The organism is Denitratisoma oestradiolicum (assembly GCF_902813185.1).
Lineage (GTDB): Bacteria > Pseudomonadota > Gammaproteobacteria > Burkholderiales > Rhodocyclaceae > Denitratisoma > Denitratisoma oestradiolicum.
In genome coordinates this window covers 3685612-3703273 of record NZ_LR778301.1, presented here as the reverse complement: position 1 = coordinate 3703273, position 17662 = coordinate 3685612, and the positions used below count along the sequence as shown (strand labels likewise).

The window sequence follows — 17662 nt, the reverse complement described above, 5'->3', positions numbered from 1 at the left end:
GACTCTAGGGCAGCCTGCGCGAGAATGCGGCAAATGCCTCGGGCGACAGCGGCTTGCTGAAGTAATAGCCCTGCACCTCCTGGCAACCATACTCGCGCAGGAAAGTCAGTTGATCTTCGCTCTCCACTCCCTCGGCGATGGTGCGCAGACCCAGGCTGTTGGCCAGACTGATGATGGCGCTGACGATAGCTCTGTCCTCCGGGTCCGTGGTGATGTCGCGCACGAAGGACTGGTCGATCTTGAGTTTATAGACCTGGAAACGCTTGAGGTAACTCAGGGACGAGTAGCCGGTGCCGAAATCGTCGATGGACACACGGATGCCCCGTCCATGCAGGTCATCCATTACGGCGATGGCGGCGAGAGGGTCGTCCATGGCCACCCCCTCGGTGAGTTCCAGTTCCAGATGCTGAGGCGCCAGGCCTTCCTCGGCGAGGATCTGCGCTACCAGATCCGGCAGGTGGGCATGACCGAATTGAACCGCCGAGAGGTTGACCGCCATGACCATGGGCTCCATACCGGTATCGAGCCAGGTTTTCATCTGCTGTACTGCGGTACGCAGCACCCATTCGCCGATGGGCAGGATCAGGCCGCTATCCTCGGCGATCGGGATGAATTCGGCGGGCGCTACCGAACCAAGTTCGGGGTGTTGCCAGCGCAGCAAGGCCTCGGCGCCGACGATGCGGCCGTTCGACAGGGAAACTTGCGGCTGGTAATGCAGGGTCAGCTCCTTGCGCTCCAGGGCGTGGCGCAGCGCGCCTTCAAGTTGCAGGTTGCGTGCGGAATGCTCCTGCATCTCCGGTGTGAAGAAACGGAAGGTGTTGCGGCCTTCCTGCTTGGCTCGATACATGGCGGTATCGGCGCACTGGGACAGGGCCTCGAAATTCTCGCCGTTGCTGGGATACATGGCGATGCCGATCGAGGGGGTGACGATGAGCTCGTACTGTTCGACCTTGAAGGCTACCGTCACCGCCGCGATCAGTTTTCTGGCCACATGAGCCGCGCCATCGGCATCGGTGCCGGGCAGTACCACGATGAATTCGTCGCCGCCCTGGCGCGATACGGTGTCTTCCTCGCGCACCATGGCCTTCATGCGCTGACCGACCTCGATCAGCAATTCGTCGCCGATGCGGTGCCCCAGGGTGTCATTGATGTTCTTGAAGTGGTCCAGGTCCACGAACAGCACCGACAGTTGTTCATGACTGCGCTGGGCCATGCTGATCGCGTGGCGGGCGCGGTCATGCAGCAGCGCCCGATTGGGCAGTCCGGTCAGGGCATCGAAATGCGCCAGGCGCTGAATGCGGGCGTCCGTCTCCTTGTGTTGGGTGATGTCGCTGAAAATGCCGACGTAATGACTTGGCTTGCCTTCCTGGCCGAGGACGCGGCTGATGCTCAGCCACTCGGGATAGACATGGCCGTCCTTGCGCCGATTCCAGATTTCTCCCTGCCAGTGGCCAGTGGCGTCGATCGAATGCCACATTTCCCGATAAAACTCCTTGCCCTGGCGTCCGGAAGACAACAGATTTGCGCCCTGCCCCAGGGCCTCGCTCTCGTCGTAGCCGCTGATTTCGCAGAAGGCGCGGTTGACCCGGACGATCTTCCCCTGGATGTCTGTGATCATGATGCCTTCCTTCCCCTGCTCGAACACCTCGGCAGCCAGTTTCAGGCTGGCATCGCGCTCAAAACCGTCGAGCGCGTAGCTGATGTCCGCCGCCATTTCCTCCAGCAGCTTTCGGGCATCTTCATCGAAGGCGTTGGTCTCGCCGGCATACAGATTGAAGGAGCCGACAACTTTGCCGTTCCGATGGAGGGGAAGTGCGGCCACGGATCCCCAGCCGAACTGCTCGGCACGCTTGTGCCAGGGGGTGGCGAGGGGGTCGCCCAGGAAATCCTGGTTCCACACTGGCCGGTTTTCCCTGATCGCGGTTCCAACCGGGCCATGTCCATGAGGGGCACTGGCATCCGTCGTGATGTTGATGTCCTTCAGATAGTCCAGTCCAGCACCGAAACTGGCGACCGGCCTGATCTCCCGTGTTTCCGCGTTCAATATTCCGATCCATGCCATTTTCATTCCGCCGAATCTCACCACGTCCTGACATATCTCGGGCAACAGCGCCATCTCGCTGTTGCAGCGCACGATGGCCTGGTTGCATTCACTCAGGGCGGCATAGAGATTGGTCAGACGCCAGACCCGTTGCTCCGCCGTCCGGCGTGCGCTGATATCGCGATCGATGCCCCGATAGCCCAGCAGTCCGCCTGCGGAATCCAGTATCGGGACACCGCTGGTGAGAGTGATATTGGGTGTGCCGTCCTTGCTGAGGACGATGTTTTCCAGGTCGCTGAACGGACTCTTGGCGGCGGCGATCTCGGCGAAGGCCGCGCCGATGGCTTGTGCTTCGTCCGGCGCCATGAAATCGAAAGGCATCCTGCCGAGAACCTCCTGGGGAGCATAGCCGAGCAGACTGGTCACGCCCTCCGAGACATAGGTGTAACGGCCCTCGGCATCCACCTCCCAGATCCAGTCGGCGGAAATTTCTGCGACATCGCGGAAGCGCCGCTCGCTGCGGCAGAGCTCCTCCTCGGCCTGCTTGCGGGCGTTGATGCTCATGCCCGTGCCCCGCAGCCCGATCACCTTGCCCTGCTCATCGCAATAGACCGAACCATAAACTTCTTCCCACCAGATTTCGCCCGAGGGGGTGATGTCCCGATGCTGCAATCGGAAGAAGGATTTGTTGACGATGGCCCGGTTGACGATCTCCCCCACGGACTGGATGTCCTCCGGGGGCATGAATTCCATGGGTGTGTGGCCAAGTAACTGCTCGGGCGTGTAGCCCTTCACGTGGGCTGACTGATCGGACACGTAGGTATAGACCATGTTGGTGTCGATCTCCCATAGATAGGCGCCAGCGGCGTCGCTCATGTCGCGGAAGCGTTGTTCGCTGGTGCTCAGTTGCAGGGTTCGTTGCTCGATCAGGGTTTCCAGATTCTGTCTGTACATGCGCAACTCGACCAGCAGTTTCGCCAGATAGCCCAGCAGCAGGCTGAACAGCAGCCCCAGGGCCGACTTGAACGCCACACCATAGGGATCGTGCCAGCCCTTGAGTGGTGCGACGCTGAGGGTCCAGCGGCCATTGGGCAGGTCGACGGACTGGTCCACCGGGTCGGCCAGCGGAGCGCTGCCGGACGCGGCGATGATCTGGCGCTCCCCGCTATCCGGGTGGATGCGCCAAAGCGCATAGGCATAGCCCTGTTCCGTCATCTGGGCGAGCCGGACATCGTCCAGCACCTGGGGAAATCGGATCAGCACGGTGGTAAAGCCCCAGAACCCAGGCTTGGGGATGTCCAGGTAGACCGGTAGTCGCCCTACCGCTCCCAGCCCCCCCTGCACCAGTTCGAAGGGACCGGCCAGGGTGAGTTCGCCAGTGTCTCGGGCGAGGGAGGCTTCCTTGTTACGCGCCGGGTCCTGCAACAAGTTGTGGCCGATGGCCTGTTCGTTGCCGGCCAGGGGCACGATATGCCGAATGATGCCGTTGGGCGCCAGTTGCAGCGAAGCAGCACCTGGGTAGAACTTCAGCATTTCGCTGGCGGTTCTTTCGAAATCGGGAATCTGGCCCTGACCCTGGCGCACCAGCGCCGCCAGGGCATGGGTGGCGGACAGGGCATGCTCGATGTTGCGCTGTATGGCGTGGGCCTGGTCACCGGCCATGTTGGCAATTCGTGCTCGATGCTGCATTTGGCGCTGCTGCTCCGATTGCCGTACCAGTATTCCACTGGAGAGGGCAGCGATGAGAAAAACGCCAATCGCCGCAGCCAGAGGGGGGCGCGTCGATGTGAATGTGCGAATGTCTGGGGCGGCTGCCGGTGCCCCGAGCCGGCGCGCCAGAAAATACACCAGCATGCTGGTGGCGGCCACGAAGAGCAGCCCCTTGGCAATCTCGAGGCGTCCTTGCAGCACTGGGTCGTCAACCGCGATTGTCAGCAGGTAGCCTGAAACAATGATCCACAGCGAAGCGAAAGCCCCATAAAACAACGCAACTCCGGCCGGAGTCAGGCGGCCTGATAGCGGGGCGGTAAGGGATAGTCTCGAAGACCGGGGCATCGTGGGTCTGTTCTGCTTGTAGGCAGAAACAGTTTAGCGTAGCCGCCGATGTGTAGGTTCAACGTCCCATGACGCGGCGGCGGGTTTCCGACCTGGGCTTGGGGCTGGTCGTGGGGCGTGGCGTGTGTTTGGTCGGTGCGCCCTTGTCCTGGGGCTGCCAGCCCGGGATCAGATGTTTCTTGCCGTTGCCGATCAGATCGGCCCGGCCCATGGCCTTCAGGGCTTCCCGCAGCAGGGGCCAGTTGGCCGGGTCGTGGTAGCGCAGGAAGGCCTTGTGCAGGCGGCGCTGGCGCTCGCCCTTGACCACGGAGACGGTCTCGGATTCACGGGTTACCTTTTTCAGGGGATTCCTGCCCGTGTGCCACATGGCCGAGGCCAGGGCCAGGGGGGTGGGCAGGAAGGTCTGCACCTGGTCCAGTCGGAAGTCGTTGCGCTTGAGCCAGAGGGCCAGTTCCAGCATGTCCTGGTCGGTGGTGCCGGGGTGGGCGGCAATGAAGTAGGGGATCAGGTACTGCTCCTTGCCCGCTTCCCTGGAGGCCTTCTCGAACATCTGCTTGAACCTGTCGTAGGCGCCCATGCCCGGCTTCATCATCTTCGACAGGGGGCCTTCCTCGGTGTGCTCCGGGGCGATCTTCAGATAGCCGCCCACATGGTGGCTGACCAGTTCCTTGACGTATTCCGGGGAGCGCACCGCCAGGTCGTAGCGCAGGCCGGAGCCGATCAGGATCTTCTTCACGCCGGGCAGATGGCGCGCCTTGCGATAGAGCTGGATCAGGGGGCCGTGGTCGGTGCCCAGGTTTTCGCAGATACCAGGATAGACGCAGGATAGGCGGCGGCAGTTTTCCTCGATCTTCTTGTCCTTGCAGGCCATGCGATACATGTTGGCGGTGGGCCCGCCCAGGTCGGAGATGACGCCGGTGAAGCCTGGCGTCTTGTCGCGGATTTCCTCGATCTCGTGGAGGATGGATTCCTCCGAACGGCTCTGGATGATGCGACCCTCGTGCTCGGTGATGGAGCAGAAGGTGCAGCCGCCGAAGCAGCCCCGCATGATGTTGATGGAAAAACGGATCATCTCCCAGGCCGGGATCTTCGCCTCGCCATAGGCCGGGTGGGGCCGGCGGGCGTAGGGCAGGCCGTAGACGTGGTCCATCTCCGCCGTGGTGAGCGGAATCGGCGGCGGGTTGAGCCACAGGTCCCGGTCGCCGTGGCCCTGCACCAAAGCACGGGCGTTGCCGGGGTTGGACTCCAGGTGAAAGGTGCGGCTGGCGTGGGCGTAGCGCACCGGGTCCTCGGCCACCCGGTCGTAGGAGGGCAGGCGCACTACCTGGTGGCTGCGGGCGGCCTTGCGAACGGCGACCCGCTCGGCGGCGGACATCAGGCGTATGGGCTGGATGCTGTCGCCGCCGGCCGGAACGGTTTGGACCGGGTCCATGACATAGGGATCGGGATGCTTGTCCACCCGGCCCGGGCTGTCCACGGTGGTGGAATCCACCTCCTCCCATTCGGGATCGGGCTTCCAGCCCCGCGGCACCATGAAGGCGCTGCCCCGCAGGTCGCGAATGGTTTCGATGGCCTCGCTCCGGGCCAGGCGGTGAGCCAGTTCCACCAGGGCCCGCTCGGCGTTGCCGAACAGCAGCAGATCGGCCTTGCTGTCGGGCAGGATGGAGCGCCGCACCTTGTCCGACCAGTAGTCGTAATGGGCGATGCGGCGCAAGGACGCCTCGATGCTGCCGATGACGATGGCCGCCTCGGGAAAGGCTTCCCGGGCCCGCTGGGCATAGACGATCACCGCCCGGTCCGGGCGTTTGTTGGGCTCGGCGTTGGCGGTGTAGGCGTCGTCGGAACGGAGCTTCCTGTCGGCGGTGTAGCGGTTGACCATGGAATCCATGTTGCCCGCGGTGATGCCGAAGAACAGATTGGGCTTGCCCAGGCGGCGGAAGTCCTCCGCCGCATGCCAGTCGGGCTGGCTGATGATGCCCACCCGGAACCCCTGAGCCTCCAGCAGCCGGCCCACCAGGGCCATGCCGAAGCTGGGGTGGTCGATGTAGGCGTCGCCGGTGACCAGGATGATGTCGCAGGCGTCCCAGCCCAGTTGCTCCATCTCGGCCCGGGACATGGGCAGGAAGGGGGCAATGCCGAAGCGCCTGGCCCAGTGGGGGCGGTAGGCGGTGAGGGGCTTGGGGGTGGCGGAAAGGGCGGGAGCGTTCATGGCGGCATTTTACCGCCGCAGCCCCTCACGGCCCCAGCACAATTTGCGTAAGTCCTCGTCAATAAAGGGGTTTCAGCGGACTGATGGTCCCGGGCCGGTGGCGGTTTTATTGCCCAGATCTTCCCGCGCCCGGGCGCGAAGATAGTGGCGCAGGGCGTCCAGCTCGCCCCGGGATATCTCGGAGAATTGGGGCATGCCTCGTTGCAGCAGCGCCCCCTGGCGCACCACGCCGTCGAGGGCGTCCAAGGCCAGGGCCACCGGCGAGGCCCGCAGGTCCGGGGCATAGCCACCGGCCACTGCGGCCGGTCCGTGGCAGGTGACGCAACGGTCGCTATAGATTTCCCTGCCCTGGGTGATCTTGGTGTCGTCCAGGGCCAGGCCGGGATCATCCAGGGGCACGGGCCGCTTGGGGGGCGCCGATCTGGGCAGTTTGGCCTTGCCGTCCAGGGCGAAGGTCAGCAGGCGGCGCGGATGTTCCCGGCCGACCCAGCCATGCTGGGCGGTGAGGGAGCCCAGGGCCTGGATCAGGCCGGTCCAGCCGGCCAGGACAGAGACGTATTGCTTGCCGCCGGCGGTGTAGGTGATCGGCGGGGCGATGGTGCCTACACCGAGATTGAAGGACCAGAGCACCTTACCGTTGCGGGCGTCGTGGGCGGTGAACCGGCCGGCCGCGTCGCCCTGGAATACCAGGCCACCGGCGCTGGTCAGGGTGCCGCCATTGAAAATACCCGGCGTTGGCATGCGCCAGACCTCCCGTTGCTGGACCGGGTCCCAGGCCAGCAGGGCCGAGGTGCCGGCGTCGGGGGGCGGGTCAATGTTGTTGATAGGATTGACGCCAGTGCTGAAGTGGGGGCCGCTTTCATGCCGCCAGTTCTTGAAGTCGATGCCCTTGTCGTTGTAATAACCCGGCAGTTCCCGTACCGGGATATACACCAGCCCGGTGTCCGGATTGAAGGACATGGGGGGCCAGTTGTGGGCGCCCATGCCGCTGGGCCAGATGGTGGTCTCGCCATTCTGGTAGCGGGCGTTGGGGGTTTCCACTGGCCGGCCGGTGGCGAGGTCTATCCTCTCGGCCCAGGTGACCTTGACGATTTTCTCGGCAGAGATCAGCTTGCCGGTTTTCCGGTCGATCACGTAGAAGAAGCCGTTCTTCGGTGCGTGCAGCATCACCTTCCTCGGCTTGCCCTCGATCGTCAGGTCCGCCAGCACCATGTCCATGGCCGAGTTGTAGTCCCAGGTCTCGCCGGGATTGGTCTGGTAGTGCCAGACATACTCGCCGGTGTCGGCGTCCAGGGCGACGACGGAGCAGAGGAACAGGTTGTCGCCGCCGTCGGGGCTGCGGATCTTCTGGTTCCAGGGGGCGCCGTTGCCGGTGCCCAGATAGATGCGGTTGAACTCCGGGTCGTAGGTCATGGCATTCCAGACGGTGCCGCCACCGCCGTGCTTCCACCACTCGCCGGTCCAGGTCTGGGCGGCCATTTCCATGGCCTTGTTCTCGAAGCCGTCGGCCGGGTTGCCGGGGACGGTGTGAAAGCGCCAGCGCTGCTTGCCGGTCTCGGCGTCGTAGGCGGTGACGTAGCCGCGGACCGGGCCGAAGTCGGCGCCGCCGTGGCCGATGATCACCTTGCCATTGAAGACCCGGGGGGCGCCGGTGATGTAGCGCTGGTCGTCCTTGCCCACGGTCATCACGCTCCAGAGCAGTCTGCCATTGCTGGCGTCGAGGGCGATCAGGCGGCCGTCCTGGGTGCCCGCATAGACCTTGCCCTTCCAGAAGGCCAGTCCCCGGATGCCCCAGGCCTCGCGCAGTTTCTCGCCGGCGACTTTGGCCACGTCAGGATCGTGGCGCCATAACAGCTTGCCGGTACGGGCATCCACCGCATGCACCACGCTCAGCCCCGCTGCGAAATAAATGACGCCATCCACCGCCAGGGGCGCGGTGGAGACATTGCCGATATTGTTCAGCTCCAGGGTCCAGGCCAGTCCCAGGCGCTTGACGTTGCTGGCGTTGATCTGCGTCAGGGGGCTGTAGCGCTGCTCGTCGAAGCTGCGGCTGTAGCCGGCCCAGTGGGCACCACCGGGGTCCCGGGTGAGCAGGGTGTTGTCGACTTCGGTGGCCTGGACTAGGCTGGCGATCAGCGTACCAGCGAAACATAGGTAGGACAGCCAAATGCGAGAAGGGGGCTTCATGATGGTGTGTCGTCGCTTCTTCTTGTCATGCAATGGCAGCGGATGATGCATGAGTTTCCCTGGTTTGTGGCGGGGAGTGCGCTGCCCCACCATGAAAGCGGCGATCAGTCGCTTGCCAGCAGTCCTCCATCGATCACCAGCTCATTACCCAGCACGAACTTGGATTCATCCGATGCCAGATAGAGCACGCCATACGCTACGTCCAGCGCTTCACCCAGATGACCGATGGGATGACGGTCGATCTGAGCCTGCAATACAGCGGGAGGCTGGCTGTCGTAGTAGGCCTGTACCAGAGGGGTGACACAGGTTTCCGGGTGTACCGAGTTGACCCGGATAGGCAACTTCTCCGCTGCGCAATACATCGCCGCCGCCTTCGTTAGTCCACGCACTCCGGCCTTGCTGGCGGAATAGGCCACTGTGGTCGGCTGTGCAACCATCGCCATTACCGACGAGACATTGACGATGGAGCAGCGCTCACCGGACTGCCGCATCAGGCGGATTGCGTGCTGTGTGCCGAGGAAGGCACCGTCCAGATTGACGGCATGGACCTTGCGCCAGAGATCGAAGTTCATTTCCATGTCCCCCGATGGGGCAATGCCGGCGTTATTGACCAGCACGTTCAGCTTGCCTTTGCGCGCCAGCACAGTTTCCATAGCTGCAGCCCAATCGGCATCCCGGGTGACATCCAGGGGGACAAAAAATGCATCGCCCCCTGTTTCCTGAATCTTGGCCACGACGGCCAGGCCGGCCTGTTGGGCAATGTCCGCAACCGCCACGGTGGCCCCCTCCTGTGCCAGCAGGAGCGCAATGGCCTCTCCCAGCCCGCTGGCCGCACCGGTCACCAGTGCAATCTTGCCCTGTACCCTTCCCATTCATTTATTCCTTGTGATGAGTAATTGCTTAAGCTGCTTATGTCGACAGCAATATCTGTAGACGTTCCGCAAACCAGGACAACGCCAGGGCTCCCACCAGATAGGAGGTCGCGACGCAGATAGGGGCGCTGGGATTCAGGTATCCGGCAAGGCGCAGACTTGCGGTTCCGCGCAAGCGTGTGATGGATTTTTCGATGAGCATGATCACAAGCAGGAGCGCTGCCACGAAAAGCACCTGGCCAACTTCCACTCCGAGGTTGAAGAACAGCAGTCCGGTCGCCAGTGCCATCGGCGGCAGGCCGATTTCCTGCAATACGGCCGCAAAGCCGAAACCATGCAGCAGGCCGAACAGGCTGGCTGCCAACAGGGGGTAGCGCCAGGCCAGCGTGTTGCCAGGTCCTCGGGCGATCTCCAGGGCGAGGAACACCACGCTGAGGGCAATGGCCGCTTCCACCGAGGCGATGGGCAGATTCACCAGCTGCAGGGTGGAGAGGGCCAGGGTGACGGAGTGGGCGATCGTGAAACCCGATATCGTGATCAGCAGTCGTCTGAAACTGCCGGCGAGCATGACCAGGCAGCAGACGAACAGCAGATGGTCCATTCCCGCCCAGATGTGGGTAATGCCGAGTTTTGCGTAGTTGAGGGCAATGTTGCCCAGGGACTCTTCCTCTGGTATCTGCCAGAGCATCTCGCCGGGCGACAGGATATTGACCTGACGCTGACCCGATCGGTTCTCCACAGCAATCATGGTGGAAACAGCCGGTGTACCGGTCGGAAGGTGCAGACGCAGGATTTTTCCTGCAATGCCATCTGGGCAGGACAGGCGTAATGCCATGCTCGTAACGTAAGCGGGAGGAGCTTGTCGTTCGCAGCCAGGACCGAGGCTCACGGCATTGCCATCCGGCACACCGAGTCCAGAAGGAATCCGCCAATGCGCCTCGTAGACCCGAGGAGCAATTTCCTTCACACCGACGAAAAGAGACGGCATTTCATGAGCCGACAAGAGGGGAGAACCCAGTGTCAGGAGTAGAAGCAACCAGAAACGCATGATGCTCAGCTTCCCTTCAATATCCGGTGCAAGGAATCCTCAAGCTCAACCTTGTAGGCCTTGACCACCTGAGCCTTGGCCGCCGCTATGCTCTTCTCGACTGCCGCTGCTCGGGCATCCTGCTCGACCTCGGCGCGCACTTCCGCCAGCGTCGGATTGCGGCCCACCACCTGGGCACGGACCAGCAGCAGGTGATAACCGTAGGCGGAGCGGAAGGGGCCCTGCCACCTGTTGGCATCCGGCGCCAAAGCGGCAGTATGAGCGGCAAATTCCTCGCCGAAATGACTGGCGATCAGGTCCCGGGCCCGATCCACGTACTGGCTGTGATAGAGGAAGCGATCGCCGAGCAATACCCCACGTTCCGGCGGCAGGAACTCGTGGTTAAGGCGGTCCCGCAGGCGCTCCGCATCCAACAGGGCCTGCTGCGCACCCCGGGTCTCGGCGTTGAAATAGACATGAGCGAAGGTGGTGGTCGGTTCCCGGTAGTATTTTTCCGGATGATCCCGGAAGTATTGCGCGATTGCGGCTTCGTCCGGCCGGGGTTCGATGGGCGTTATCAGCCCGCGAATCACTGCATCGTATTGCTGGATCAGGCGTCGCCGCAGCGCATAGTCCTTCTTATCCAGGCCAAGGGATTTGGCTTCCCGGTACAAGGCCTCCTCCGTGACGTAATCGGCCACCAGAGTGTTCAACGCCGCCCCCGGCAAGCCATCCAGGCGTGCCGCGATATCCCCTTCCTCGACCTCCTCGGCGATGGACTGGCTGTTGGTGTTGTTCTTGATGAAATCAACGAGGTTTTCCCGGCCCACGTAAATGGTGGCAGGAGCCTCGCGGGCCTGCTTGCCGATCAAGAACAGGGGAATGGCGAGCAGGACGAACCAGAGCAGCGGTTCACGGCACAGTCGGCGCAAGAAGTTCATCGCTTACTTTCCCCCGAGCAGGATGTCATGGGAGATACCAGATCGGCGAGGTGTAGGCCCGCTCCTGGGTGATCATGCTTACTTCCTTGTCCATCTTCACGTTGAATGCCTTGGCGTCATAGGCCGGCCAGCGCGGCGTCGGGATTTCCAGGACCCGCACGTAGTAGAAGGCCCGCTCCCGGGGATCGAACTGCGGATCGATCCACACCACGGCCAGCTCAGGGTCGCCGATGGTGTTGGTGTAAGTCGCACTCTTGACGTCGACGGTATTCCCCACCGGGGGAGCCTTGCCGTTGCGGCCCAGGCGACGCTTGTCGGAAAGGGCCACATCGAAGACCCGCTCATGGGTCTTGCCGGCCTGGTCCAGCCAGCCCTTGATTACCTGCACCCGATCGAGGTTGGCGCCATCCGGGTCCTTGACGGCGCGGATCAGGAAGCTGGGTTTGACGTTCTTTGGTGCCGATGTCAGGTCAGCGCCCATGGGCACGCCCCTTTGATAGCCTGTCAGGGCCAGGTCAGGGCGCCGTGCATCATCCGCCGTGAAATTCCAGCCGCCAAAAAAGCGCACCGTCATGCGTGGGCCGGTAGTCGCATAGGTTTCCTTGCGTTTCATGGCAGCAAACAGGGCGTCCCGGGTGTTCTCGTTGGCCCACACCGCGGCCAGTCCGGAGGAAGCCAGTTGCCAGGCCTTCATGGAGGCTTTTTCTCCCTTGAAGAAGTATTTCTGCCAGCGGTCCGGGGAGGGTTCGCTTTCGGCGACCTTGCCCCAGAAATTGTTTTCATCCACCCCGGCCAGTCCGGTATGGGTGTCGCTGCTGCCGATCATCCCGAACTTGAAGGGATTGACGCCCAGGCGTTGCTCTTCCTGGAGTCCGAGCTTGAGAGCGGAACGGGCATACTCATGCTTGAGCATCCGGTCTTCCTTGAGTTTCAGAAAAAGCAGATTCGCCTTGTCCCAGGTTTCGTACCCAGCGAACTCGTCGTTGGGCGACAGCTTGGGATGAGACTCGCTGTCGCCCTTGATCTGGGTGACCTCGAGCAAGGGCTCCCAGCGGGCGCGGGTCTCGGCATAGGCGCGAGTGAGGGGCTTCCGATCCGAGTCCTGCAAGGAAAACATCAGGCCATTGCTGGCATTCGAATTGTGGGGGATGGCGATGGCCTCGCCGCCCGTAGTCTTTTCATAATTGGCCAGGAACTTCCACAGATCCTCCGGCCGGATGCTGTCGAAGGCAGAGAAGGGGGTGATCCTGGAGACCTTGTCGTAGCCATCCTTGAAGATCACGACGCGATGCAGATTGTCGATCTCCGGATGGGATGTCCATTCGTAACCACTGAAGGCCGTGAATTTCCCCGGCTGATTGAAGCGGTCGGCCGTGGCGGCTACCCCGTTCCAGACCGATTGCTCGAACTCCTGATTTCGGAACGCGGCCTTGTTGGGCAGGAAGGAGTCCACCATCATTTCCTTGGCAAACCCCCGGGCCTGTCGGGCGCTTTCGATGAACACCTGCTTCTCCGACTTGAGCATCTTGTTCCAACGCTTGCCAACTTCCGTCGCCAGCAGAATGGGATCATCGGCCAGCAGCCGGTTGACCAGGCCAATGTATTCGGCGTGATCGGCAACCACCAGAAAATCCAGGGGGCGCCGCAGTTTTGCCTTAAGACCGTGCTGGGAGGTAACGGTTTGTCCCTGGGCGAAGCGATAGGCGTCATCCGGCGTCACCGTATTGCTGCCGGTCATGTTGGCGTCGGCTGACATGTTGGTATGGACGTGGGTGTCGCCCCAATAGACATTCGTGGGGTAGTCCTGGCCCACATAGGGTGAGTAATGCTTTCCGGCGGGTACCGGTTTCTGAGGGGGCGGCGATAGTTCGGCCGCGGCGGCCCATTTCCCGGCCATCATCAGGGCAATCAGAAAAGCGCTTTTTCCGTAACTCATGACTGCGATCTCCCGTAAAGGAAACGGCCCCATGGGGTGGGGCCGAGAATTTTTCAGGGTGGGCTTAGCGGTATCCCAACGTCAGCTCAACCAAATCCAATTACCACTTGTAGCTCAAGGACACACCATAGGTGCGGGGCGGCGTCCAGAACGCATTCTGGAAGAAGCCGAAGTCGATGACATTGACCATCTTCTTCTCGTTGGTCAGATTGCGCACCCAGATCGACGCATCAGCCTGGCCCGGACCGCCCAGGGGAATGTTGGTCAGCATCAGCCGGGCATTGACCAGTCCCAGGGCCGGCAGCTTGTTGATGTCGGCCAGGGTGCCGCTCTGGCCGGCGTTGGCCACGCTGTAGGAGATGTTGCTGGAGAAGGCGTAGAAGGCGGCCGTGTAGGTGTAGTCCACGATGCCCCGCAGGGTGCCCCAGGCAGTCTTGGTCAGACGTCCATCCACGCTCAGGTTGAAGGTGTGCTTGGGTGCATAGGGGAAGACTCGGTTGCCGGCCGTGTTGATCAGGGTTGTGGTGCTGACTCCCGCTAGGGTTGCCGTGGTGGTGTTGTAGGGAAAGTCCATGAACTCCTCGGCCTTGGTCTTCAGGTAGCCGTAGCTACCCTGAATCTTCCAGCCGTCGGCGGGCAGGAAGACGCCTTCCAGCTCCAGGCCTTCCATCGTCGCCTTGCCGGCATTGGAGAGAACGGGGGAAGTGGTTCCCGGCGGCAGGCGGGCCACGTGCATGTCGGTGATCTTGTTCTGGAACACCGAGGCATTTACCTGGGCCTTGCCATCGGCGAAGGAGGACTTGATGCCGAACTCGACGGTGTGGGACTTCTCCGGGTTGAAGGGGGTGGTGACCCCGGCCAGGTTGGGCACCTCGCCGGAGAAGCCGCCGCTCTTGAAGCCCTTGGCGATGCGGCCATAGACGTTTATGCCCTCGTTGATCTTGTAGGCCACCGCCAGGGAGGGGGTGGTGGCGCTGAAGGACGCGGTGGCATGAACCCAGGGCTGGATCGAGGTGGCGCCGGGGGCCGCCGGCAGGATCGAGGAAAGGAAGGGACCACGGTAACCGTTGGTGGCCCACTGATTGGCGTCGTTGGTCTTTTCCTCGGTGGTGCGGCGCAGACCGGCGCTCAGGGTCAGGGCATCGGTGGCCTTGTAGTCGAGCTGGCCGTAGAGAGCCTTGGCATCGGAGGTGGTGCGATAGGCAACGAACTTGTTGTTGGCCGGGGGCGGGGTAATGTCGATGTGCTGGCCGCCGATGGTGTTGCCGTCCTCCTTGAACAGATAGAAGCCGGCCACGTAGTTGAGGCGGTCGGTGTTGCCGATCCACTGGAACTCGTGGGAGAAGGAGCGCAGGTTGGTGTCACGACCGGTGAGGATCAGATTGGCCGGCGTACCGTCGAGATCCAACTGGTCCCCGTAGTACATCTTGCGGAAGGACCCAATGTACTTGAGGGTGTTGGTGGCATTCAGCTCATAGGCGGCGGTGAGGGCATGGCCATCGATCTGGAGGCGCTGATAGGTGCGGGCACCGGGATCGGTGCTGACAGAATCGGGGCGGGTATCGCCGGGGATGTAGCCGGCCATGGTGTTGGCGTAGCCGATGATGCGGTTGCCCATGGCGGCCAGGGCCGGAACCGGGAAGCTGGCGAAGCGCTGGCCGTAGCCGGCCAGGGTGGTGACGCCGGGCAGGCTGGGGCTGCCGCTGCCCCGGAGGGTGTAGAGGGTGGTCGGATACTGCTCCTCGTCGGCTTCGGTGTGGTCGAACTTGTAATCAACCTTCAGATCGCGGCTGATGTCGAAGTTGGCGGCCAGTCGCCAGGCTTGGCGGTCAGTGCTGCCCTGGGCAGCACCGGTATCGTTTTTCATCCAGCCCTTGGCATACTCGTTGCGGAAGCCCAGGCTGATGCTGGTAATGCCCATCTTTGGCAGATCAAGGGAAACCCGTTCCACATGGCGGCCGTAGTTGCCCACGTCGAGGGAGACAGCGCCGCTCCATTGGCCGGAGGGCTTGCGGGTGACGAAGTTGACGGCGCCGGCCATGGTATTGCGACCGAAGAGGGTACCCTGGGGCCCGCGCAGGACCTCGACCCGTTCCAGGTCCAGCAGTTCGAACAGGCTGCCCTGGGACTTGGCGATATAGACCCCGTCCACATACATGCCCACCGCCGGTTCCTGATAGATGGCTGGCGAAGGGGTGGCGCTGCCGCGAATTGACACTTGCGAGATCAGGCTGCTGCCCTGGGACTTGTTGACCTGAAGATTGGGAGCCAGGCCGGTCAGGGAGCCGCTGCCTTCGATGCCCCGATTCTCCAGCTGGGCGCCGCTGATGGCGGTAATGGAAATGGGCACGTCCTGGAGTTTCTCGGCCCGCTTCTGGGCGGTGACGATGACTTCCTCCAGGGTATCTGCTGCTGTTCCACTGCTGCTATAGGCAGCCGCGACGAGCAGGGACAACATGCGTACCACGGGCAGTTTGCGGTTTTTTTGCATTCTCGTTTCCTCCTAAATTATGACGCCCTGCGCGTAAGCTTCAGCACGGGATCGTCAGCAAGCGACGGGGCGCTCTCTGACAAATGATTGATAATTCAACGTACGCATTGTTTCAGGCGTTGTCGGAGGATGAGGGGTAGAAAGTGTCCATTCGTAGAGCGAAAATGTCCAAGGAGAGGGATCCGTGGAACGGGCATCCTTGCTTGCGAGAACAGTGAGGTGGCTATGGGAGGCATCATGACCCCTGGATTCATGCATCAGGGCGCCGAGGCAGTCCCGGTTGATTTCGTGGTGGTCATGCTGGATGAGATTGACCGGCTCGGTGGGAACTCGACTGAGCTTCTGGGGCGGTGCCAGTTGCCATTCCCTGCCCGGGATCTGCGGAATGGTCGGGGACGCAATATCGCGCTTCGCCAATTCACCAGAATATTTGATGAATGCATCAAGGAGATTTCCTATCTGAGCCATCGGCAGCGCCATGTCACGCCTATGACACGGGATGACGTGGAGATGCTGTGCTATTGCATGGTGAGTTGCGAAACCCTGGAAGAGGTCATTCAGCGCGCCATCAAGTTCTATGTCATGTTGGGCAACCGTGGGGCGGAGCTGGCGCTGGAAGTGGATGGTCCCGAGGCCGTTTTCCATATCAGGACCCTGCGCGCCCACCAGTGTTCCGGCAATCTGCTGATGGACCTGACCGGACTGCTTTTTTTTCACCGATTCTTCGGCTGGCTGCTTAATCGGGAAATACCGGCGATCCGTTTCGGCGTTTGCTATGGGGAACTGATTAATGCCGAGCAGTTAGAGGCTGTTTTTCATCAAGCTGTGCATTTTGGTGAAGCCACCAACAATTTTCACTTTCCCGCCGACTTCCTGAAATATCCGGTGGTAAGAAACTATCAGCGGTTGCGGGAGATTCTTGGCACCCTGCCGCTGGACATGATGCCCAGTCCGGCAATGAGCTGGCGGCTCTCCGATGCGGTGGAGAAGGTCATTTCTGCCCACTTGGCCAAGGAGGAGGCGATACCGACGATGCAGGAATTGGCCGGGCTTTTCAGTATCAGCGTCACCACTTTTCGTCGCCGGCTGGAGGAGGAGAACAGCCCACTCAAGGTGATCAAGGAGCGCTGCCGCCTCAAGCTGGCAGTTGAACTGCTGGCGTCGCCAGCGCGGCTCAAGATCGAGGATGTGGCCCAGCGGCTGGGCTTCAGCGATGCGAGCGGTTTCCGGCGCGCCTTCAAGACATGGGCTGGCGTTCCCCCCGATAACTACCGCACACCCGCTTCTAGCCGGGAAGCTTCCAGCGGCTTTGGGTCGGTAGCTGGCGGGCCAGGAAGTCCATCTGGTCGGCCAGTATCTGGCGGTTGCTGAGGATCAGATACTCGGCCTTGTTGGGAATATAGGGCGCGTAGAGCAGTTCCATGCCGGCCTGTTCCGGGGTGCGGCCGCTCTTGTGCTGGTTGCAGCCCTTGCAGGCGGCCACCACGTTCATCCAGGTGTCCCGCCCGCCCTGGGAGACCGGCGTGACGTGATCCCGGGTCAGCCGACTGCCGGGCAGCTCCTCGCCGCAATAGGCGCAGATGTGTCGATCCCGGTGGAACAGCTCCCGGTTGGTCAGGGGCGGGATCGGGCGCAGGGCGCGGCCCACCAGGGCCTTGCCGCGGATGGCGATGATGCTGTTGGCGCAGATTTCCGAGCGCAGGCCGGTCAGCCGATTGATGCCGCCGTGGATGGTGAAGCTGTTGGCGCCGATGGCCCAGGCCACCAGATCCTTGGCGTAATAGAAACAGGCATGCTGCCAGCTCACCCAGCGATGGGGTGTTCCGTGTTGGTCCAGCGTCAGGATCAGCGGATGGGCGCTCATGGCTGGCTTGCTTGTTCCTGGAAAGGAGACAGCCATAAG

Annotated in this window: 10 protein-coding genes; 1 reads left to right on the top strand and 9 read right to left on the bottom strand. The window is 62.2% G+C overall.

Features of this window, described 5'->3' with window-relative positions:
• Positions 1 to 4 precede the first annotated feature (4 nt).
• The 8 genes from DENOEST_RS16925 to DENOEST_RS16890 form a co-directional block, all read right to left on the bottom strand.
• The gene (locus DENOEST_RS16925) at positions 5 to 3952 is read right to left on the bottom strand and encodes an EAL domain-containing protein (protein WP_183148278.1); all 3948 of its coding nucleotides are present in this window, start codon (positions 3950 to 3952) and stop codon (positions 5 to 7) included.
• Positions 3953 to 4154: 202 nt separating this feature from the next.
• Complete coding sequence (locus DENOEST_RS16920) at positions 4155 to 6305, bottom strand: YgiQ family radical SAM protein (protein ID WP_145769439.1); 2151 nt, start codon at positions 6303 to 6305, stop codon at positions 4155 to 4157.
• Between the two features lie 72 nt (positions 6306 to 6377).
• On the bottom strand, positions 6378 to 8492 hold the full coding sequence (locus tag DENOEST_RS16915) for a PQQ-dependent dehydrogenase, methanol/ethanol family (protein WP_145769438.1): 2115 nt from the start codon (positions 8490 to 8492) through the stop codon (positions 6378 to 6380).
• 104 nt (positions 8493 to 8596) lie between these two features.
• A complete protein-coding gene (locus tag DENOEST_RS16910) occupies positions 8597 to 9364 on the bottom strand; it encodes a glucose 1-dehydrogenase (RefSeq protein WP_145769437.1) in 768 nt (255 codons plus the stop codon).
• Positions 9365 to 9401: 37 nt separating this feature from the next.
• Complete coding sequence (locus DENOEST_RS16905) at positions 9402 to 10199, bottom strand: HupE/UreJ family protein (RefSeq protein WP_170228094.1); 798 nt, start codon at positions 10197 to 10199, stop codon at positions 9402 to 9404.
• 218 nt (positions 10200 to 10417) lie between these two features.
• Complete coding sequence (locus tag DENOEST_RS16900; RefSeq protein WP_145769435.1) at positions 10418 to 11332, bottom strand: peptidyl-prolyl cis-trans isomerase; 915 nt, start codon at positions 11330 to 11332, stop codon at positions 10418 to 10420.
• 25 nt (positions 11333 to 11357) lie between these two features.
• The gene (locus DENOEST_RS16895) at positions 11358 to 13268 is read right to left on the bottom strand and encodes a DUF3604 domain-containing protein (protein WP_197970649.1); all 1911 of its coding nucleotides are present in this window, start codon (positions 13266 to 13268) and stop codon (positions 11358 to 11360) included.
• Positions 13269 to 13368: 100 nt separating this feature from the next.
• Positions 13369 to 15759, bottom strand: coding sequence for a TonB-dependent receptor (locus tag DENOEST_RS16890; protein ID WP_145769434.1), 2391 nt, complete (start codon positions 15757 to 15759; stop codon positions 13369 to 13371).
• A gap of 237 nt (positions 15760 to 15996) precedes the next feature.
• Here DENOEST_RS16890 and DENOEST_RS16885 point away from each other — a divergent pair, with 237 nt between their 5' ends.
• Positions 15997 to 17130 (top strand): helix-turn-helix transcriptional regulator, encoded by a 1134-nt coding sequence (locus DENOEST_RS16885; RefSeq protein WP_170228093.1) that lies wholly within the window; start codon positions 15997 to 15999, stop codon positions 17128 to 17130.
• On the opposite strand, the gene DENOEST_RS16880 is transcribed toward DENOEST_RS16885, so the two are convergent.
• Positions 17045 to 17623, bottom strand: a complete 579-nt coding sequence (locus tag DENOEST_RS16880; RefSeq protein WP_232096530.1) for an HNH endonuclease — start codon at positions 17621 to 17623, stop codon at positions 17045 to 17047. The two genes, DENOEST_RS16885 and DENOEST_RS16880, sit on opposite strands and share 86 nt — an antisense overlap.
• Positions 17624 to 17662 lie beyond the last annotated feature (39 nt).